This window comes from Streptomyces sp. NBC_01465 (assembly GCF_036227325.1).
Taxonomy (GTDB): Bacteria; Actinomycetota; Actinomycetes; order Streptomycetales; family Streptomycetaceae; genus Streptomyces.
Genome location: NZ_CP109467.1, coordinates 1,160,412 through 1,179,174 on the forward strand (window position 1 = coordinate 1,160,412; position 18,763 = coordinate 1,179,174).

At 69.7% G+C, this 18,763-nt stretch carries 20 protein-coding genes and 1 tRNA gene; 7 read left to right on the plus strand and 14 right to left on the minus strand.

The annotated features are described in order from the left end of the window. Nucleotides 1–24: 24 nt before the first annotated feature. Nucleotides 25–687 carry a hypothetical protein gene (locus tag OG707_RS05195; RefSeq protein WP_329114828.1) on the minus strand — a complete coding sequence of 221 codons (663 nt, stop codon included), beginning with the start codon at nucleotides 685–687 and terminating at the stop codon, nucleotides 25–27. Between the two features lie 47 nt (nucleotides 688–734). Here OG707_RS05195 and OG707_RS05200 point away from each other — a divergent pair, with 47 nt between their 5' ends. Next, the gene (locus tag OG707_RS05200; protein ID WP_329114830.1) at nucleotides 735–923 is read left to right on the plus strand and encodes a DUF5703 family protein; all 189 of its coding nucleotides are present in this window, start codon (nucleotides 735–737) and stop codon (nucleotides 921–923) included. A gap of 54 nt (nucleotides 924–977) precedes the next feature. On the opposite strand, the gene OG707_RS05205 is transcribed toward OG707_RS05200, so the two are convergent. The 3 genes from OG707_RS05205 to OG707_RS05215 all read right to left on the minus strand — a co-directional run bounded on the left by OG707_RS05205 (nucleotide 978) and on the right by OG707_RS05215 (nucleotide 3,546). Beyond that, nucleotides 978–1,703 (minus strand): chaplin, encoded by a 726-nt coding sequence (locus OG707_RS05205; RefSeq protein WP_329114832.1) that lies wholly within the window; start codon nucleotides 1,701–1,703, stop codon nucleotides 978–980. 139 nt (nucleotides 1,704–1,842) lie between these two features. Next, nucleotides 1,843–2,076 (minus strand): chaplin ChpH, encoded by a 234-nt coding sequence (chpH, locus tag OG707_RS05210; protein WP_329114834.1) that lies wholly within the window; start codon nucleotides 2,074–2,076, stop codon nucleotides 1,843–1,845. A 144-nt stretch (nucleotides 2,077–2,220) separates the two neighbouring features. Continuing rightward, the gene (locus tag OG707_RS05215) at nucleotides 2,221–3,546 is read right to left on the minus strand and encodes a M20/M25/M40 family metallo-hydrolase (RefSeq protein WP_329114837.1); all 1,326 of its coding nucleotides are present in this window, start codon (nucleotides 3,544–3,546) and stop codon (nucleotides 2,221–2,223) included. 191 nt (nucleotides 3,547–3,737) lie between these two features. Here OG707_RS05215 and OG707_RS05220 point away from each other — a divergent pair. After that, nucleotides 3,738–3,822 (plus strand) — tRNA-Leu (locus tag OG707_RS05220). Nucleotides 3,823–3,896: 74 nt separating this feature from the next. Here OG707_RS05220 and OG707_RS05225 read toward each other — a convergent pair. After that, nucleotides 3,897–4,862 (minus strand): hypothetical protein, encoded by a 966-nt coding sequence (locus OG707_RS05225; RefSeq protein WP_329114839.1) that lies wholly within the window; start codon nucleotides 4,860–4,862, stop codon nucleotides 3,897–3,899. Nucleotides 4,863–4,864: 2 nt separating this feature from the next. Beyond that, nucleotides 4,865–5,257 carry a hypothetical protein gene (locus tag OG707_RS05230; protein ID WP_329114840.1) on the minus strand — a complete coding sequence of 131 codons (393 nt, stop codon included), beginning with the start codon at nucleotides 5,255–5,257 and terminating at the stop codon, nucleotides 4,865–4,867. A gap of 155 nt (nucleotides 5,258–5,412) precedes the next feature. On the opposite strand from OG707_RS05230, the gene OG707_RS05235 reads away from it, so the two are divergent. Continuing rightward, nucleotides 5,413–9,894: a CHAT domain-containing protein gene (locus OG707_RS05235; RefSeq protein ID WP_329114843.1), complete on the plus strand. Its 4,482-nt coding sequence runs from the start codon at nucleotides 5,413–5,415 to the stop codon at nucleotides 9,892–9,894. A gap of 49 nt (nucleotides 9,895–9,943) precedes the next feature. Here OG707_RS05235 and OG707_RS05240 read toward each other — a convergent pair whose 3' ends face one another. From OG707_RS05240 to OG707_RS05255, 4 genes are all read right to left on the minus strand, one after another. Then, nucleotides 9,944–10,402, minus strand: a complete 459-nt coding sequence (locus tag OG707_RS05240) for a DMT family transporter (RefSeq protein WP_329114844.1) — start codon at nucleotides 10,400–10,402, stop codon at nucleotides 9,944–9,946. 3 nt (nucleotides 10,403–10,405) lie between these two features. Beyond that, nucleotides 10,406–10,885 (minus strand): DMT family transporter, encoded by a 480-nt coding sequence (locus OG707_RS05245; protein ID WP_329114847.1) that lies wholly within the window; start codon nucleotides 10,883–10,885, stop codon nucleotides 10,406–10,408. 271 nt (nucleotides 10,886–11,156) lie between these two features. Continuing rightward, on the minus strand, nucleotides 11,157–11,510 hold the full coding sequence (locus tag OG707_RS05250) for a hypothetical protein (RefSeq protein WP_329114849.1): 354 nt from the start codon (nucleotides 11,508–11,510) through the stop codon (nucleotides 11,157–11,159). Beyond that, entirely contained in the window at nucleotides 11,504–11,926 is a 423-nt protein-coding gene (locus tag OG707_RS05255; RefSeq protein WP_329114851.1) for an ATP-binding protein, read from the minus strand. Before OG707_RS05255 ends, OG707_RS05250 begins: the two co-directional genes overlap by 7 nt. Before the next feature lie 203 nt (nucleotides 11,927–12,129). On the opposite strand from OG707_RS05255, the gene OG707_RS05260 reads away from it, so the two are divergent. Genes OG707_RS05260 through OG707_RS05270 form a run of 3 tightly spaced genes read left to right on the plus strand, consistent with a single transcriptional unit; the run spans nucleotide 12,130 to nucleotide 14,071 of the window. After that, nucleotides 12,130–12,990 carry a helix-turn-helix domain-containing protein gene (locus tag OG707_RS05260; protein WP_329114853.1) on the plus strand — a complete coding sequence of 287 codons (861 nt, stop codon included), beginning with the start codon at nucleotides 12,130–12,132 and terminating at the stop codon, nucleotides 12,988–12,990. Beyond that, nucleotides 12,990–13,226 carry a DUF397 domain-containing protein gene (locus tag OG707_RS05265; protein WP_329114855.1) on the plus strand — a complete coding sequence of 79 codons (237 nt, stop codon included), beginning with the start codon at nucleotides 12,990–12,992 and terminating at the stop codon, nucleotides 13,224–13,226. The genes OG707_RS05260 and OG707_RS05265 overlap by 1 nt, the downstream gene beginning before the upstream one ends. A 56-nt stretch (nucleotides 13,227–13,282) precedes the next feature. Next, nucleotides 13,283–14,071, plus strand: a complete 789-nt coding sequence (locus OG707_RS05270; protein WP_329114857.1) for an SAM-dependent methyltransferase — start codon at nucleotides 13,283–13,285, stop codon at nucleotides 14,069–14,071. 9 nt (nucleotides 14,072–14,080) lie between these two features. Here the strand turns inward: OG707_RS05270 and OG707_RS05275 are convergent, their stop codons facing one another. The 4 genes from OG707_RS05275 to OG707_RS05290 form a co-directional block, all read right to left on the minus strand. After that, on the minus strand, nucleotides 14,081–14,710 hold the full coding sequence (locus tag OG707_RS05275; RefSeq protein WP_329114859.1) for an MBL fold metallo-hydrolase: 630 nt from the start codon (nucleotides 14,708–14,710) through the stop codon (nucleotides 14,081–14,083). Then, entirely contained in the window at nucleotides 14,710–15,795 is a 1,086-nt protein-coding gene (locus tag OG707_RS05280; protein WP_329114861.1) for an S-(hydroxymethyl)mycothiol dehydrogenase, read from the minus strand. Before OG707_RS05280 ends, OG707_RS05275 begins: the two co-directional genes overlap by 1 nt. A gap of 41 nt (nucleotides 15,796–15,836) precedes the next feature. Then, nucleotides 15,837–17,279 (minus strand): amino acid permease, encoded by a 1,443-nt coding sequence (locus OG707_RS05285; protein WP_329114863.1) that lies wholly within the window; start codon nucleotides 17,277–17,279, stop codon nucleotides 15,837–15,839. Nucleotides 17,280–17,403: 124 nt separating this feature from the next. Beyond that, entirely contained in the window at nucleotides 17,404–18,105 is a 702-nt protein-coding gene (locus OG707_RS05290; protein WP_329114865.1) for a FadR/GntR family transcriptional regulator, read from the minus strand. A 138-nt stretch (nucleotides 18,106–18,243) separates the two neighbouring features. Here OG707_RS05290 and OG707_RS05295 point away from each other — a divergent pair, with 138 nt between their 5' ends. Next, nucleotides 18,244–18,753, plus strand: coding sequence for a gluconokinase (locus OG707_RS05295; protein WP_329114867.1), 510 nt, complete (start codon nucleotides 18,244–18,246; stop codon nucleotides 18,751–18,753). Nucleotides 18,754–18,763 lie beyond the last annotated feature (10 nt).

Below are 18,763 nucleotides of genomic sequence, written 5' to 3' on the forward strand. Positions count from 1 at the left end.
CCTTCGCGCGTTCCGGAAGGGGGGTCAGACCCCTTCGCCCTCCAGCACGTCCTCGTCGTCGAGGAGTTCGTCCTCGTCGAAGACGGAGCTGACGTCGAAGCGGCACACCACCTGGGTCGGATCGGCCTGGTCGAAGGGGGTGTTCAGCCACTCCCCCGGTTCCGGCAGATCCTCCGCCGCCGACACCCACAGCGTCGAGTCGCCCTCCTCGAGGCCGAACTCCTTGTGGCGGGAGGCGATTTCGTCCGGTTCGTACTCGCCGAAGAGCACACCGACCGCCGCATGGACACTGCTGCCGACCACCGCTCCGACCCCGGTGTCCGTATCCGCGTCCGGGTCGAGGTCGGCGATCCGCTGCGCCTGCGAGAGCAGCCGCTGGGGCTCCACCACCGCGTAGTCGCGGCGGATCAGCACGCTGAGCGCATGGGGCTCCTCGGGACCGCCGTACGGCGGAAGCGCGTCGTCGGCTCCGGGGATCTCGAAGGGGGTGACCTCGTCGTAGCGGTCGTAGAGCCTCTCGTCGTAGGCCTCCGCGGCCGCTGCGAGCGCGTTGAACGCGTCGTACACGGCCGGGTCGTCCTCTCCCGTGCGGGCTTCGACCGCCTCGAGGTGACGGTCCAGCGCGGCTTTTACCGCCTCGGCGGCGGCGCGTACCTCGGCAGCGGTGGGCTGCGCAGCATCAGACATGAGACAGACGCTATCCGTACTGAGCCTCTGCTTGCACAATAGATGCGATGCCGGAATACGAATTTGTCGACGTGTACGTTCCGCGCGGGGTCTCCCGCAACGAAGCGACCCGTCTGCTGACCGACCACGCCGAGTACGGACACTGGGAGTTGGACCGACTGAGTCTGCACCGGGACGGCAGCCGCAGAGTGCGGCTGCGCCGGCGGATCATCCGCCAGGTGCGCGCCACCTGGTAGAGACGGATCGGGCCCCGCAGCTGCGGGGCCCGATCCGTCATTCGTACGCGCCGACTAGGCGGACGCGCGCGCCCTGCGGTACAGAACCGCGCCCGCGAGGAGCAGTCCCGCACTGGCCGGGATCGCCAGCTCGAGCGAGCCCGCACCGGTGTGCGCGAGCTGCTGGGTGGGCTTCGGCATGGTGATGGTCTGCGTCACCGGGGTGTTGGGGTTCGCCGGAGTGACCGGGGCGTCCGGGGCCACCGGCGGGATCGCCCGGGTGATCGGCTTGGCCGGGTGGTGGGGCTGGCCCGGGTGATGCGGCTTGCCGGGGTGGTGGGGCTTGCCCGGGTGGTGCGGCTTGTCGCTGTCGGGCGGTGTGGCACCCGAGTCGTTCGAGCAGCTGTTGCCGTCCGTGGCGTTGCCGAGACCGCCGATCGTGACGCTGTCCCCGCAGGCGTTCACGGGGACTTCCACGGGCACCTGGACCGTGTTTCCCGAGCCGACGCCGGGCGAGTCGGTGGTCTTGCCACCGGCCTTCGCTCCGCTGCCGCCCTGGGACTTGTTGGTGCAGCTGTTGCCGGATGCCGGGTTGAGCAGCCCGACGACATTCACGGTGTTGCCGCACGCGTTGACCGGGATGTGTACCGGGACCTGAATCGAATTCCCGGACAGCACGCCCGGTGAATTCGAGGCGCTTCCGTTCGCCGACGAGTCGGCGTGCGCATAACCGCCGCTCATGGCGAGTACACCGCTCGCGGCCGCCATCGTGATCAGGCCTTTTTTCGTGACCTGGCGCATAGGTGGTTCCCTGCCTTCTGCCTTCCGGAAAGCCCGCGTGCTTCGTTGCGCGCGAGCCGAAATGCCCTGCGGCCCCGGAGTGCATGGCGCGCACTCCGGGGCCGCCGGGGCTCAGAGCCTCAGAGGCTCAGGCACAACGTCACTTGTTGATGCAGGTGTTGCCGAAGGTGGGGTTCAGCAGCCCGATCACGGAGACCGTGTTGCCGCACGCGTTCACCGGGATGTGGACGGGCACCTGGATGACGTTGCCCGAGACAACGCCGGGGGAGTGCACAGCGGCACCCTGCGCGCCCGAGTCGGCGACGGCCATACCCGCACCAGCGAGTACGAGACCACCAGTGGCAGCCGCAGCAGCGACGATCTTCTTGATCATTTGTTCCTCCTTGTAGGCAAATGCAGTCCCAGCCGCGGACTGCACCACCTGTAACGAGGCGGAACCCAGAGGGCTACGAGCCTACGATTCCTTTCACTCTTTTCAGTCAATTAGCACGGGCAGCCGATTAGTTGGAGTGTCGTTTCAGCACTTGTCCAAGAATCGGTCCAGCACACGGACGCCGAACTTCAGCCCCTCGACGGGCACCCGCTCGTCGACCCCGTGGAACATCCCGGCGAAGTCCAGCTCCGGCGGCAGCTTGAGCGGCGCGAAGCCGAAGCAGCGGATTCCCAGGTCGTCGAAGGACTTGGCGTCGGTGCCGCCGGAGAGCATGTACGGCACGGCGCGCGCGATCGGGTCCTCCGCCTTCAGCGCCACCTGCATGGCGTCCACGAGGTCCCCGTCGAAGCTGGTTTCGAGGGCCTTGTCGCCGTGCACGTCCTCGCGCTTGACCCGCGGGCCGAGGATCTTGTCGAGGTCGGTGAGGAACTCCTCCTCGTACCCCGGCAGGAAGCGCCCGTCGACATGGGCGGTGGCCTGGCCGGGGATGACGTTGACCTTGTACCCGGCGCCGAGCATGGTCGGCGCGGCCGAGTTCTTCAGCGTCGCGCCGATCATCTTGGCGATCCCGCCGAGCTTGGCGAGGGTGGCCTCCATGTCCTCCGGGTCGAGCGGGGTGCCGAGCGCGTCGGAGAGCTCGTCGAGGAAGGACCGTACGGTCTTGGTCACCCGCACCGGCCACTTGTGGTTGCCGAGCCGCCCGACGGCCTCGCACAGCTCCGTGATGGCGTTGTCGTTGTTGGTCATCGACCCGTGCCCGGCGGTGCCGTCCACGGTCAGCCGCATCCAGTGCATGCCCTTCTGGGCCGTCTCGACGAGGTACAGGCGCAGGTTCTCGTTGACGGTGAAGGAGAAACCGCCCACCTCGCCGATGGCCTCGGTCACGCCCTCGAAGAGGTCCGGGTGCTTGTCGACGAGGTGCCGTGCCCCGTACGTGCCGCCGGCCTCCTCGTCGGCGAGGAAGGCCAGCACGATGTCGCGCGGGGGCTTGCGCCCGCTGCGCAGTCGGTCGCGTACGACCGCGAGGGTCATCGCGTCCATGTCCTTCATGTCGACCGCGCCACGGCCCCAGACACAGCCGTCCGCGATCTCCCCGGCGAAGGGGTGGTGCGTCCAGTCCTGGGCGTTGGCCGGTACGACGTCGGTGTGCCCGTGGATGAGCAGCGCGGGCCGCGACGGGTCCTCGCCCTCGATCCTGGCCACGGTCGAGGCCCGCCCGGGGTGGGACTCGAAGATCTGCGGCTCCAGGCCGACCTCGGCCAGCTTCTCCGCCACGTACTCGGCGGCGGCCCGCTCGCCCGGCCCCGAGTGGTCCCCGTAGTTGCTGGTGTCGATCCGGATCAGATCGCGGCAGAGGTCGGTGACCTCGTCCTCACCGGAGACGTTTCGGCTCGTGCTCGACTCGCTCACGCTGTTTCCTCTCACCGTCGGTGCTGGTGGTCCACCTCCCCCATCCTTGCGCGCCCACCCCCCGGCCCCCAAGAGCGGTACCCCTCCGACATACGGCGTTCACGCAGGCCAGAGGGGTGATCGAGCACCCTCGGATGTTTGCTATTGTTTTCCACGTCGGACCGGCCGCAAGGCCGCAAGACAGACACCTTGTCCGGGTGGCGGAATGGCAGACGCGCTAGCTTGAGGTGCTAGTGCCCTTTATCGGGCGTGGGGGTTCAAGTCCCCCCTCGGACACCGACTGGTAGCCCACAGGCTGCCGCAGAGTGCTGGTTGAGATCTATCTCAACCAGCACTTTTTGTTGTCCGCCCTAGTGGGACGGGCTCCCGTCGGGAGTCGGCGGTGGCGTGCCGCGGGTGCGGGTGCGGAGCAGGTGATCGAGGGCATCGCCGAGGGCCGCGTCCAGTGCGCCCGTGCGGTCGATGCCGAGCCGGGTGGCCAGGTCGGTGCTGTGGAGGCGGGCGGCCGCCTCGATGAGCTGGGCGTAGGTCTCGGTGGCGGTGCCCATGCGGTACCGGGCGGCCAGCGCGAGGACTGCGGCCAGCGGCGCGGCGGGCCACCACCATGCGGTCAGCGGGGCGTACAGCACGGCCCAGCCTGCCAGGGTGGTGGCTCGGCTCAGGGCCTGTTCGGCGGCGGCGATCTCGGCGCGGGTGATCTCGGGCAGTACGAGCCACAGGTAGGGCCACACCAGGGGCAGGTCCATGCGGTGGTCGCGCTCCAGGCGAATGGTGACGGCGTGGACCCGGTCGCCGCACCAGGTGGGCCGGTCCGGTTCCTCGGTCGCGATCCGCCGCATCACATGGTGCGCTGCCCGGCGCGGAGCGGAGTCGGCGCGGCGTCCCGTGACGGCCAATGTGTGAGCGTCTGCGTCGAGTTGCCGCTGATAGTCGTGCAGAGCGGCAACCCAGCGTGTGTGCCGGCGCGCGGTGCCGGCGCGGGCGCACGACCGCAGCGGGCGGGGCCAGGTCCGCCAGTCGGCGGCCAGCGCGATGCGCTGGATCAGGGTTCCCAGGCTCTGCGCGCACAGGCCGGCGGCCGCAGCCGCGGCGAGGACCGCGCCGAGCAGTACGACCTGGCTGCCGACGGTGTTCACTTCAGGAGCCTGCGCCCAGTGAGTGATGTGTCCGGTGAGGCGATGGATGTCGAGGGCGCGGGGCTGGCCGAGGGTGTGGGCTGCGGTGGCGACGGCCAGGAAGAGCACCCCGGGCAGGACCAGGAGGGTCAGCCATCGCTCGGCGAGCTTCTGCCCCAGGGCTCCCAGGAACCCGCCCACCGCTAGAGACGCTCTCTGCGCAGAGGCCGGTCGCTGATCCGGCAGTGGGGCGTGTCCGGGCCGTCGGGCCAGCTGTGGCGCGCACACCGGCTCGTGGGGCACAGCGTCACCCACTTGTCGGGCAGCAGGGTGTCGAATCCGCTCACGCCGATGCCTCGCGCGTGTCCGTGCAGGCCCGCGGCGTCGCCCGCGGCCAGCAGGGCCTCGTGCAGCAACTCCAGCGGTCCGGCGGGATCCTCACCGTGGCGCAGGGCTGCCAGGACACGGTCGAGAGCTGCCGAGCCTTGGGCGCCGTATGTCTCCAGCGTGGTGCGGATGTTGTCCAACTGGTCGCATATCAGTGCCACTTCCTCGCGTACACGCGCTCCCGTACCGCCGTCGCGCAACCCGTCCACCCCGTACCTTCCCTGGCTCCGGCTGTCCTGATCCGGTCGCAGATTCTTCTCAACTCGATTTCACTGTCTCATGATTGACGACTCGACAGTCAGGGGTAATTGCATTGCACACGCGTGAGGAACAGCTCGATGCCGTCCGGGCAAGAGTGGACCGTGTGGCTGCCACGGGTGACTCGTCCGCCGTCCTCGAGCCCGCCGCGCTCGCCGAGGCGGACGCACTGGCACGGTGCATCGCCGACGACAAGCGCGACCTGGAAGCCCGGCACGCCTTGGGCTGGTTGTACTTCCGCCGGGCCGAGGCGTTCTCCGTGGCAGAGGCCGAACAGGACCGGCAGGCCAGCCTGGAGTTCCTCACGCCGTGTTTCCAGATGGGGAGGCAGGACCTTCCCGATCCGTTGTTCCCTCAACTTGCCGAGCGCTCGGTCCCCCTGGCCAAAGCGTTGCTCCGGCGCACGACGCAGGAACCCGCGGGGCCCCAAAAGCTGTCGGCGGTCACCGCGGCACTGTGGCGGCGTGTGATGCGCCACGTCCCCGAGACACACCCCAACCACACCGCTTGGCTGCACGAATTCGTGACGGCGCTGCGTCTGAGGTACGCCCGCGCCGGGGACCTCCGTATCCTGGACGAAGCCATCGAGGTCACGCGTGCCGTCGTCCGTGCGACTTCCCGGAGTCCTGCCGAACACGCCGGCACACTGTCCAACCTCGGCAACCTCCTGCGGATGCGGAGCGCGCACACCCAGGAGACCGCCGATCTGGACGAGGCCGTCGAGATCCACCGTGCCGCCGTCAGCGCCGCGCCGGTTCTCCACCCCGTCCGCTCCGGCGCGCTCTCCAACCTCGCCATCACCCTGTCGGCACGCTTCGCCCGCACCGGCGCCCGGGAGGATCTGGACAGCTCTCTCGAAGCAAGCCGGGTTGCCGTCCAGATCAGTCCCGTGGACCTCCCCGACCACGGCGACCACCTCACCAACCTCGGTGCCGCCCTGCGGGAATGGCTGGGCAGGTCTGAGAATCCGGCGGGTGCCGACAGGGCGCTGGAGACCCTCCGGACCGCCGTCCTGGCGCTGCCGCAGGAACACATCTCCCGAGCCCGGTGCATCGTCGACTTCAGCCGCGTGCTGGAGAGGAAATTCGAGCAGACGCGGGACCTGCGGGACATGGACGAGGCTGTCGAGTTCGCCCGTGCCGCCGTCCGGGCAGTCCCACCGGACCACCCCAACCACGCCGCCTGCCTGACCGAACTCGGCACCCTCTTCCATGCCCGGTTCGGCCTCTCGAAGGAACCGGACGACCTGAGCAGAGCGGTCGAGGCGTATCGGGCCGCGGTCCGGGCCGTCCCTGACGGGCACACCGCTCTTGCCTCGTGCCTGCACAACCTCGGCGTCGTTCTCCGAGCCCGGTACGTGCACACGGGAGAGCAGTCCGACCTCGAGGAGGCCATCGAGGTGCGCCGCGCGGCGCTGCGGGGCGCCCCCGATGACCATCCGAACCGTGGCATCTTCCTGTCCGGTCTCGCCGAAGACCTCGGCGAACGGTTCGCCCGTACGCGGAGTTCACGGGACGCGGACCAGGCAATCGACGCCGCCCGGGGCGCTGTTGACGTCACGCCCGGGGACCACTCGAACCACGCTGCCCGCATGTACGACCTGGGTGAACTGCTCATGAGCCGGTTCGATCTGGGGCGGGACCCCACCGACCTGAATGAGGCGGTCGTGGCGTACCGCGCCGCTGCCGGGGCCTCCCCGACGACCGACCCCAACTATGCGGGCCGCCTGTCCAACCTGAGCACCTCGCTGCGCAGGAGGTTCGAGTCCACGGGGGACCCCGCGGAACTGGCGGAGGCCATCGAGACAGGTCGCGCCGCCGTGCGCGCCGCCCCGCCGGGTCACCCCAACCACGCCGTCACGTTGACAAACCTGGGCACCTCGCTGCGTGTGAGGTTCGAGTTCACGCGGGACCCCGCGGAGCTGACGGAGGCCATCGAGACGGGTCGTTCCGCCGTGCGCGCCGCCCCGCCGGGTGACCAGAACCACGTCGGCTGCCTGGCCAACCTCGCCGACTCGCTACGGGCACGATGCGAACTCACCGGGACCCTGAGCGATCTGAACACGGCTGTCGAGGCGAGCCGCTCGGCCGTCCGCGCCAGCCCGCCGGGCCACCCCAACCTCGCTCACTGCCTGTCCACTCTCGGGATCGTCCTGCAGAGACGGGCCGAGCGCACCGGAGTACTGGGCGACCTCGACGAGGCCGTCGAGGTGAGCCGCGCGGCCGTCCACGACAGTCCGCCGGGCCACACCCATCACGTCTCGTGCCTGACCAACTTCGCCATTGCCGTGCAGGAGCGCTTCGAGCGCACCGGGGAGCTCCGCGACCTGGACGAGGCCGTCGCAGCGCAACGCGCCGCCGTCGACGCCACCCGCTCGGATGATGGCGAACACGCCACACGGCTGTCCAACCTCTCCATCGCCCTGCGGGAGCGGTACGTCCGTACCGGCAGTCTGCAGAACCTGGACGAGGCCGTCGAGACGGGGCGTACCTCTGTCCGCGCCGCCTCACCTGGGCACCGCCGCGCGATGTGCCTGTCCAACTGTGGCAACGCGCTGCGCGTTCGGTTCGAGCACGCCAGGGAACTCGAGGACATTGACGAGGCCATCGCGATGGGCCGTGAGGCGGTCCGGGCCGAGGGGGACCGGGACCACACCAAGTTTCTGGTCAACCTGGGTGCGTATCTGCGCCTCCGGTTCACGCACACCCGGGATCGGGCGGACCTGGACGAGGCCGTGCGGTTGGCCCACGCTGCGGTGGCCGCCCTTCCCGAGGACCATCCCGACCACGCCCAGTGGCTGTTCAACCTCGGTCTCGCGCTGCGCGAGCAGTTCGAGAACACTGGGCGGTCCGCCGACCGTGAGGCGGCGACCGCCGTGTGGGAGCGGGTGGCGACTACGGGAACGGCAGCGCCACGGAATCGGATACGTGCGGCGCAGCTCGCGGCGGATCTGATCGCGTCCGTCGAGCCCGGCCGGGCGGCCGGGCTCGCAGAGACAGCTGTCCTTCTCCTCCCGGAGGTGGCACCGCGCCGACTGCGCCGGGGCGATCAGCAGCACGCGATCAGCAGCAACACGTTCGGCCTCGCCGCCGAAGCGACGGCCTTGGCCCTGGCCGACCCCGACGGCACCGAACGCGAGCGGGCCGAACGGGCACTGCGCCTGGCCGAGGCCGGACGCGCCGTCCTGCTGTCCCAAGCCCTGGACACCCGCAGCGACTTGACCGACCTACGGGGGAGACACCCGGAGGCGGCCGCCCGGTTCACCGAGCTCCGTGCGGCACTCGACCAGGACTTCGGAGCGGCTGGCGCGGATGCCGGAAACGGCCATGCCGGGGGTGCGGGCAACGAACGCCACCGTCTGGCAACGGAGTTGGAGGAGGTCTTGCGCACCATCCGGGCAAACGAGGGGTTCGGTTCGTTCGGTCTGCCGCCGTCCCTCGCCGACCTGCGGGCCGAGGCCGCACAGGGCCCCGTGGTGGTGTTCAACGTCAGCCGCCACCGGAGCGACGCGCTCCTGCTCACCCGCGACGGCATCCGCTCGCTCCCGCTGCCCGGGCTCACCCCAGGCACGGTCCTCGGTCGGGTCAGAGGCTTCTACCGGGCGCTCGACGAGGCAACCGCGCCCGGCAGTGACCGGGTCGCCGCACAACTGGCACTCCGTCAGACCCTCGAATGGCTGTGGGAGGCCGCCGCGGAACCGGTGCTTTCGGCCTTGGGAGACGTCCTTCCCCCGCCCCGGCCAGGAGCACCACTGCCTCGCGTGTGGTGGGCGCAGGGCGGACTGCTCGGGTTACTGCCCCTGCATGCCGCCGGATTCCACGCCGACGCGGACGAAGGCCCTCGATCCCGCACGGTCATGGACCGTGTGATCTCTTCGTACGTACCGACCGTCCGCGCCCTGCACCATGCGCGAAGCCGCCGCTCGGGCCCCGTGGACCACGCCACGTCCCTGATCGTCGCCATGGAGACCACCCCGGGCCAAGGCTCCCTGCCGCACGTCCCCGCGGAGGTCCGACTGGTCCGGAGGCACCTCCCCGGCGCGATCGAACTCACCGGGCCCGCCCCTGCCCCTGGGGGCTCCGCCACGCCGCCCAGCCCCGCCCCTGCGACCACAGCCGGCGTCTTGTCCCGGCTCCCCCGGTGCGCGGTCGCCCACTTCGCCTGTCACGGCGTCAGCGACCGGACCGACCCCTCCCGCAGCCGGCTGCTCCTGCACGACCACGCCACCACACCGTTGAGCGTTCAGGCGCTCACCCAACTCACGCTTGATCAGGCGCAGTTGGCGTATCTCTCTGCCTGCAGTACCGCAGACCCCGGAGACTCCAACCTGCTCGACGAGTCCATCCACCTCACCAGCGCTTTCCAACTCGCCGGCTTCCCGCACGTCGTCGGCAGCCTGTGGTCGGTCGACGACCGTCTGGCAGTCGAGATTGCCGAGTCCTTCTATGCCCACCTGACCACCGGCCCACCCGGAACGCTCGACCCCTCGCAGTCCGCCGCTGCCCTCCATCACACCATCCGCTCCGTACGCAACCGCTACCCGGCCACCCCGTCCCTCTGGGCGGGCTATCTCCACGCGGGTGCGTAGAAGAACGGCCCGGCGGGGTACTGTCCGGGCCGCAGGCGCAGTCCGTCGATCAGCTGTTGGTCAGGCGTTCCTTCGTCTCCTCGGGTCGGATCCGGGCCTTCAGCCGGGGCAGGGCGAGGCCCAGGAGTACGAGGACGACGCCCAGGATCCTCGGTCCGGACGGGACCGTCCGCTGGTTCACGCAGTCGATCGTGACGGCGGAGAGCACCTGGCCGCTGATGACCAGCAGCGAGGCGTTCATCGCGCCGAGCCGGGGGAACACATGGCTGTTGACGGCGACGAACAGGGCGCCGAACACCCCGCCGAGATAGGCGGCCACCGGTGCGGAGTGCGCGTCGGGGCGGCTGTGCAGGGCGAGGAGGACCACGCTCAGGAACGCGAATCCCACCACGTGGTTCCAGACCGATGCCCTGAACGGGCCGATTCTGGTGCTGAGTTGGCCGTTGACGGCGCGGCTGGTGCCGATGATCAGGCCGTTGAGGAGCGCCAGCAGTACGTAGAGGATCACGCTTCAGGCTCCGACGACGATCAGGACGCTGCCCGCCAGGACGCATCCGGCGGTGGCCAGGTCCATGGCGGTGATACGGCGCTTCGGGATGCGCAGCAGCCCCAGCCGGTCGCCGGCGATCCCGAAGAGGACCTGCCCGGTGAGCATCAGGGCGATGGTGCCGGACAGTTCCAGGCTGCTGTTCACGGCGATCGCGGAGAGGATCACCACGACCGCGCCGGGGATCCCGCCGAGGTAGAACCAGAGCGGTGTCCGCCCCTGCTCCTCTCCCGGCGGCGCCCCCGCGTCCGGCGGCGGTTTGCGCAGGGTGCGGGCCGTCGCCGCCACCAGGGCGAAGGCGACCAGGGCGCCGATGGCATGGGCGGCCCAGGCGGCGTACACCGCCGTGCTGTGGTGGGCCAGTTCGCCGTTGAACTGCGTCATCAGGGTCAGGAGTACGCCGCCCGCGACGGCCAGCAGCCAGTCGGTGGCGCGTACCGTCACCGCGCCGGCCCGTTCTGTTCGGCCGAGGTGAGCTCCGGCAGGCTGTGGATCCCGTACGTGACGGCGCCCGATCTCATTCCGGCGGCCAGGTGACCCAAGGAAGTCCTTTCGTCCCAGCTCCGGTGAGTCGCCGCGCGCCATGGGCCGCACCCCAACTGACCGCTTCCCGAAGGTCGTTGGGGGTCGATTCGTCTGGCTGCCTTCGACCGTACGGAGGTTTTGCTGCGCCGGTGTGAACAGCATGTGGCAGCCCTCCCCGGACCGCTCGGCCTCAGCCCAGTTGGGCCCAGGACGGCAGAACGCCCGCAAGCTGGCAGACCATCAAGTAGAGGGGAATCGGCGGGGTGTACGGCACTTCGGCGTCGGGCCAGTGGATGAGGCGGGGGCGGCGCGCGGGGACGCAGGCGCCCGGGGCGTAGTGGGCCGGTTCGGGCCAGCGGAGGTCCCGGTCGGAGCCGGCGGGGACGATCCACCACCACCAGCCGGTCTCGGTGTCGGCGAAGACGCTGCCGGGGCGCGGCAGTCGCGCCATGAGACGCAGACCGTGATGCTCGGGAACCCCTACGGCGTCGCAGCCGAGCGGCGTCCAGAGGGCGGGGTCGCGGGAGAGTACGGACCTCAGCACGGCAGCTCCGCCCAGACGGTACGGCCCGGGGCACGCCCCTCCGACTCCACGCCCCAGGCGGCGCTGACGGCGTCGACCAGCAGCAGCCCGCGGCCGTGCTCGCCCCGGGGCGTACGGCAGAGCTGAGGCCCGTCGGCCGCCCGGCCCTGGTCCTCGACGGAGATGCGCACCACGCCCTCCGCGGTACGCAGTCCGACCACCACCCGGTCGCCGCGGGCGTGCACCACCGCATTGGTGAACAGCTCGGAGACCACCAGTGCGGCCGTGTCCAGCAGGTCCCCGGTCAGGCCCCATTCGGCCATGCGTCGCTGCATCAACCGGCGCGCCCGGCCCACCGATTCGGGGCGTGCGGGTAAATCGAATCCGTACCTGCGCTCGCAGAGGAGCAGGGGGACGAGCGCACTGCCAGGAGCCACGACCAAATCCTCACCACGGGGAGGCAGCGCCGGGTCACGCCTCCCCCCGGGGGCGCGCGGCAACCGCGTGAACTGGTTCAGTGATCTACTGTCCACCCGCCACCGACACCTTGGCAAGGGGCACTCTGAAATGTGCAGAGTGGAGTTCCCGTGAGCGGGACGGCGTGGCACACTGCTGCCAACTGCCCATGCGGAGGTCTGAGTTGAGTGAACCGCGGTCCGCCCCCACCGTTGGCCAGGTCGTTCTCGGTAAGCGCTTGCTGGATCTGCGTGAACGAGCGGGGCTCAGCCGCGAGCAGGCCGGCAAGGTCCTGCGGGTCACCCCTGCCACGATCCGTCGGATGGAGACGGCCGAGGTCTCACTCAAGATCCCGTATGTGCAGCTGCTCCTGAAGGCCTATGGCATCACGGAGCAGGAGTCCGAGTCCTTCGTCGAGCTGGCGGAGGAGGCCAACAAGCCCGGCTGGTGGCAGAGTTTCCACGGGATCCTGCCGGACTGGTTCTCCATGTACGTCAGCCTGGAGGGCGCGGCCAGCCTGGTGAGGCAGTATGAACCGCACTTCGTGCCCGGCTTGCTGCAGACCGAGGAGTACGCACTCCACGTGCTGCGCAGCGGGGCCGTCGGTCAGACCCGACCCGAAGACATCGAGCGCCATGTGGCGCTGCGGATGGAGCGGCAGTCACTGCTCGCCAGGGAGGACTCCCCCAAGCTGTGGGTCGTCATGGACGAAACGGTTTTTCGCCGTCCCGTGGGCACCCCGGCGGTGATGCGGGCGCAGATCGACCGGCTGCTCGATGCGGCCGAACTGCCCCATGTCACGCTGCAGATCGCGGAGTTCTCGCAGGGGCACCACCCGGGAACGTACGGGCCCTTCGTGCTCTTCCGGTTCGCGATCCCCGAGCTGCCCGACATGGTCTACAGCGAATATCTGACGGGGGCCGTCTATCTCGACGGACGGCCCGAGGTGGCCGCTCACCTCGAAGTGATGGACCGCATGGCGGCCCAGGCGGCAACTGCACAACGCACGAAGGAGCTCCTGAGGGATCTCCGCAAGGAGCTGTGATGGATCGCATATACAACGGCATGCCCGCCGCGGAGCTCGGCACCGAGGGCTGGCACAAGCCGTGGAGCGGCGGCAACGGGGGCAACTGCGTGGAGGCCATGAGGCTGGCCGACGGCAGGGTCGCCCTGCGCCAGTCCGCCGACCCCGACGGTCCCGCACTCATCTACACCCACGGCGAGATCAGCGCGTTCATCCTGGGCGCCAAGGCCGGCAACGCCGACTTCCTGCTGGCGTAGAGCCGCCCTGTCCACCGGCACAGACCTCACAACTGACCTGTTGCAAGGAGCTTTTGATGACGCGGATCGACACCAGCAAGCCGCACCCGGCCCGGATGTACGACTGGTTCCTCGGCGGCAAGGACAATTACCCCGTCGACGTGGCCATGGCGGAGCAGCTGCTCCAGCTCGATCCCCGGGGACGGGAGATGGCCCTGACCAACCGGGCCTTCATGCACCGGGCGACGCGGTGGCTCGCCGAATCCGCCGGGGTACGCCAGTTCCTGGACATCGGCACCGGCATACCGACCGAGCCCAATCTCCACCAGATCGCGCAGCAGGCCGCTCCTGACGCACGGATCGTGTACTGCGACAACGACCCGATCGTGCTGGCGCACGCCGAGGCGCTGCTGCGGTCCACCCCCGAGGGCGTGACCGAGTACGTACAGGCCGATGCCAGGGAGCCGCAGACCATCCTGGAACAGGCGAGGAAGACCCTGGACTTCGAGAAGCCGGTCGCGCTGTCGCTCGTGGCGTTGCTGCACTTCATCGAGGACGACGACGCCCACACACTGGTGGACAAGCTGGTGGAGCAGCTGCCGTCGGGGAGCTACGTGGTCGTCTCCCATGTGACCGGGGACTTCGATCTCGCGGGTGCCGCGAAGGCCGCCGCCCTGTACCGGGAGCGCGGGATGACCCTGCGGCTGCGTACGCGGGCCGAAGTCGCCGCGTTCTTCGAGGGTCTGGAGCTCGTGGAGCCCGGAGTCGAGCTGGCCGCGGAGTGGAAGAGCGACCTCGGTGAGGCCGTGCCCGTTGCGGGCGACGAACCCATCCCGGGTTGGGTGGGCGTCGCCCGCAAGGGCTGAGCGGCCTGCTCAGTGGCCCCGCCGGAGCCATTCCTCCAGCTGCGGGGCCTCGGCGCCGATCGTGGTCGTGTCTCCGTGGCCCGTACGCACCACCGTCTCCGGCGGCAGGGTCAGCAGCCGCTCCCTGATCGAGTCGACGATCGTCGGGAAGTGGGAGTACGAGCGGCCCGTCGCGCCCGGGCCGCCCTGGAAGAGCGTGTCACCGGTGAAGACGGTGGCCAGCTCCGGTGCGTACAGGCAGACCGCGCCCGGCGCATGGCCCGGGGTGTGCAGGACCGTGAGCTCGGCCCCCGCCACGGAGAGCCGCTGTCCGTCGGCCAGTTCGCCGTCCGGGGCCTGGTCCGGGTGGGTCTGCTTCCACAGTTCGAGGTCGTCCGGGTGGAGCAGGACCGGTGCGCCCGTGGCGGCCGCGAGCGCGGGGGCCGCGTCGATGTGGTCGTTGTGCGCGTGCGTGCAGATGATCGCGAGCAGCCTGCGGCCGCCGAGTGCGGCCAGGATCGCGTCCGCGTCGTGCGCGGCGTCGATGACGACGGCCACCTCGTCGTCGCCGACGATCCAGACGTTGTTGTCGACGTCCCAGGTCCCGCCGTCGAGCGAGAACGTCCCCGAGGTGACCAGGTGGTCGATGCGTGCCGTCATCAGAAGACCACCACCGAGCGCAGGACGTCGCCTTCGTGCATCCGCTCGAAGGCCTTCTCGACCTCGCCGAGCGCGATCGTCTCGGTGACGAAGGCGCCGAGGTCGATGCGGCCCTGCTGGTGCAGGTCGATGAGCATCGGGAAGTCGCGGGACGGCAGGCAGTCCCCGTACCAGGACGACTTGAGCGCGCCGCCGCGCCCGAAGACGTCGATGAGCGGCAGCTCCAGCTGCATCTCGGGGGTCGGTACGCCGACGAGGACGACCGTCCCCGCCAGATCGCGGGCGTAGAACGCCTGCTTGTACGTCTCGGGGCGGCCGACCGCCTCGATGACGACGTCCGCGCCGAAGCCCCCCGTCAGCTCGCGGATCGCCTCGACGGGGTCCGTGGAGCGGGAGTTGACGGTGTGCGTGGCGCCCATCGTCTTCGCGGTCTGCAGCTTGCGGTCGTCGATGTCGACCGCGATGATCTTCGCCGCGCCCGCCAGGCGTGCGCCCACGACGGCCGCGTCGCCGACGCCGCCGCAGCCGATGACCGCGACCGTGTCGCCGCGGCCGACCTGGCCGGTGTTGATCGCGGCGCCGATGCCCGCCATGACGCCGCAGCCGAGGAGGCCCGCGACGGCCGGGGAGACCGAGGGGTCGACCTTGGTGCACTGGCCGGCCGCGACGAGGGTCTTCTCGGCGAAGGCGCCGATGCCGAGCGCGGGAGAGAGCTCGGTCCCGTCGAGCAGGGTCATCTTCTGCTTCGCGTTGTGGGTGTTGAAGCAGTACTGCGGGCGTCCGCGCAGACACGCACGGCAATTGCCGCACACCGCACGCCAGTTGAGGATCACGAAGTCGCCGGGGGCGACGTCCGTGACGCCCTCCCCCACCGATTCGACGATGCCCGACGCCTCGTGACCGAGGAGGAAGGGGAACTCGTCGTTGATCCCGCCCTGCTTGTAGTGGAGATCGGTGTGACAGACCCCGCAGGCCTGGATCTTCACCACGGCCTCGCCGGGACCCGGGTCGGGGACGATGATCGTCTCCACGCGGACGGGCTCGTTCTTGCCGGGGGCGATGACCCCCTGGACCTGCTGTGCCATGCCGTCTGCAGCCTTCCGTACGGTCCGGTGTTACGTCCGGGTCATTCTCCCAGGCCCCGGCCCGCGGAAGCGACCTCCCGGACCCTGCCGCGTACGAGGAACCAGCCGCCGACCAGCATCGCCGCGATCAGCGGCAGGCAGTAGACGGTGGTGCGGCCCACTCCCCCGCCCCACCACATCAGGAAGACCACACAGGCCAGGAAGACGAGCGTGACGATCTGGGTGTACGGGGCCCACGGCAGACGGTAGCCGGGGCGGGTGACCCGGCCGTCCTGCGCGCGGCGCCAGAACAGCAGCGAGCAGAGCATGATCATGCCCCAGGTGCCGAGGATGCCGATCGACGCGAAGTTGAGGACGATCTCGAAGGCCTCGCCGGGGACGACGTAGTTGAGCACGACGCCCAGGACGCCGAAGCCCGCGGTCAGCAGGATGCCGCCGTAGGGCACCTGGCCCTTGTTCATCCGGCCGGTGAAGCGGGGCGCGGAGCCCGCCAGGGACATCGAGCGCAGGATGCGGCCGGTGGAGTACAGGCCGGAGTTGAGGCTGGAGAGTGCGGCGGTGAGGACCACCAGGTTCATCACGCCGGCCGCGCCGGGGACACCGAGCTTGTCGAGGACGGTGACGAAGGGGCTCTGGCCGTCGGAGTACGAGGTGTACGGGAGCAGCAGCGCGAGGAGGACGACGGAGCCGACGTAGAAGATGCCGACGCGCCACATGATCGAGTTGATCGCCTTGGGCATGATCTTCTCGGGGTGCTCGGTCTCGCCTGCGGCGACGCCGCACAACTCCACGGAGGCGTACGCGAAGACGACACCCTGGATGACGAGCAGCATCGGCATCACACCGCTGGGGAAGAGCCCGCCGTTGTCGCCGATGGTGGAGAAGCCGGGGGTGTGGCCGTCGACCGAGTGCTGGGTGACGACCAGATAGATCCCGACGCACATGAAGGCGACCAGGGCGGCGACCTTGATGATCGAGAACCAGAACTCCATCTCGCCGAAGTACTTCACCGAGATCAGGTTGGCGGTGAGGACGACGGCGAGGGCGACGAGTGCGCAGACCCACTGCGGGACCGAGCTGAACATCGACCAGAAGTGGGCGTAGGTGGCGGCGGCCGTGATGTCGGCGACCGCGGTGGTCGACCAGTTGAGGAAGTAGAGCCAGCCCGCGCTGTAGGCGCCCTTCTCGCCCATGAACTCCCGGGCGTAGGAGACGAAGGCGCCGGAGGAGGGGCGGTAGAGGACGAGCTCGCCGAGCGCCCGTACGACGAAGAAGGCGAAGACTCCGCAGACCGCGTAGGCGATCGCGAGGGAGGGTCCGGCGCCGGCCATGCGGCCGCCGGCGCCGAGGAAGAGGCCGGTGCCTATCGCGCCGCCGATGGCGATCATGTTGATGTGGCGCGACTTGAGGTCCTTGCTGTACCCCTCGTCCCCGGCGTCGACGTGTGGGGAGGTCTCGGCCGGAGCGGTGCTGAGGTCACTCATGCGGTGCGGTCGCCTTACGTGGGGGGTCACGATCAAGGCGAGAGCGTAGAGGGGTGTGAGCAGGTCAGGAACCCGGCGAGGGGTGAATGATTCCTTTGTCACAAAAGGTTTGCGACGGCACAGATCACGGTGCGAGGACGTCGAGTTCCTTCAGGGCACCGACCGCGATCTCACGGGTGAGCTCCTCGGCGCGGGCCGCATTGCCTTCCCGTACAGCCTCCGCCACCTGCACATGCAAGGTCACGGCGGCCGGGTCGGGGTCCTCGAACATCACCTGGTGATGGGTGCGACCGGAAAGAACCTCGGCGACGACGTCACCGAGTCGCGCGAACATCTCGTTGCCGGACGCGCCCAGCACGATGCGGTGGAAGGCGATGTCGTGGACGAGGTACGCCTCCAGCTGCTGGCCGCGCGAGGAGGCGACCATGCCGAGCGCCTGCTCGGTGAGGGCGGCGCACTGTTCGGCGGTGGCGTACCGGGCGGCGAGGCCCGCGGCGACCGGTTCGACGGCCGAGCGCAGCACGGTCAGAGAGCGGAGCTGGCGGGGGCGGTCGGCGCCGGCCAGCCGCCAGCGGATGACCTGCGGGTCGTAGACGTTCCACTGCTCGGTCGGCCGTACGGTCACGCCGACCCGTCGCCGGGACTCCACCAGGTGCATGGACTCCAGGACCCGGATCGCCTCGCGGATGACGGTGCGCGAGACCTCGAAGCGCTGGGCGAGCTCGTCGGTGCGCAGCACGCTGCCCGGTGGGTACTCGCCCGCGGTGATCGCGGGGCCGAGATTTTCCAGCACATGGGCGTGCAGCCCCCGGCCCTCAGTAGTCATGGGATCAGGGTACGGGGCGGCCCCCGTAGCCAATACGTATGACTTTTAAGTCACAGACTCTTGAATACGTCGTACCTAATGGGTTTCAGTAGCCATGGCAACGGACCGATGTCGATGAAGACAGCGAGGCACCACCCCATGAGCACCACCCGAGTCTTCGTCCTGATGGGCGTCGCGGGGACCGGCAAGACCACGATCGGTCCCCTGCTCGCCGCAGGTCTGGGCGTTCCGTACGCCGAGGGCGACGATTTCCACCCGCCGGCGAACATCGCCAAGATGTCGGCGGGGACCCCGCTCGACGACGAGGACCGCTGGCCCTGGCTCGATGCGATCGGCCAGTGGGCGCACGGCCGCGAAGGGCTCGGCGGGGTGGTCTCCAGCTCCGCGCTCAAGCGCGTCTACCGCGACCGGCTCCGTGCCGAGGCCCCCGGTGTCGTCTTTCTCCACCTCACCGGCGACCGCGCGCTGATCGAGCAGCGGATGTCCGAGCGCAAGGGCCACTTCATGCCCACCGCGCTCCTCGACTCCCAGTTCGCCACCCTCCAGCCGCTGGGCGAGGACGAGGCGGGCGTGGCCGTCGACATCTCCGGGACCCCCGAAGCCATCACCGAGCGGGCCGTCGCAGCACTGCGGCGGTACGAGAAGTAGAGGAATCCAC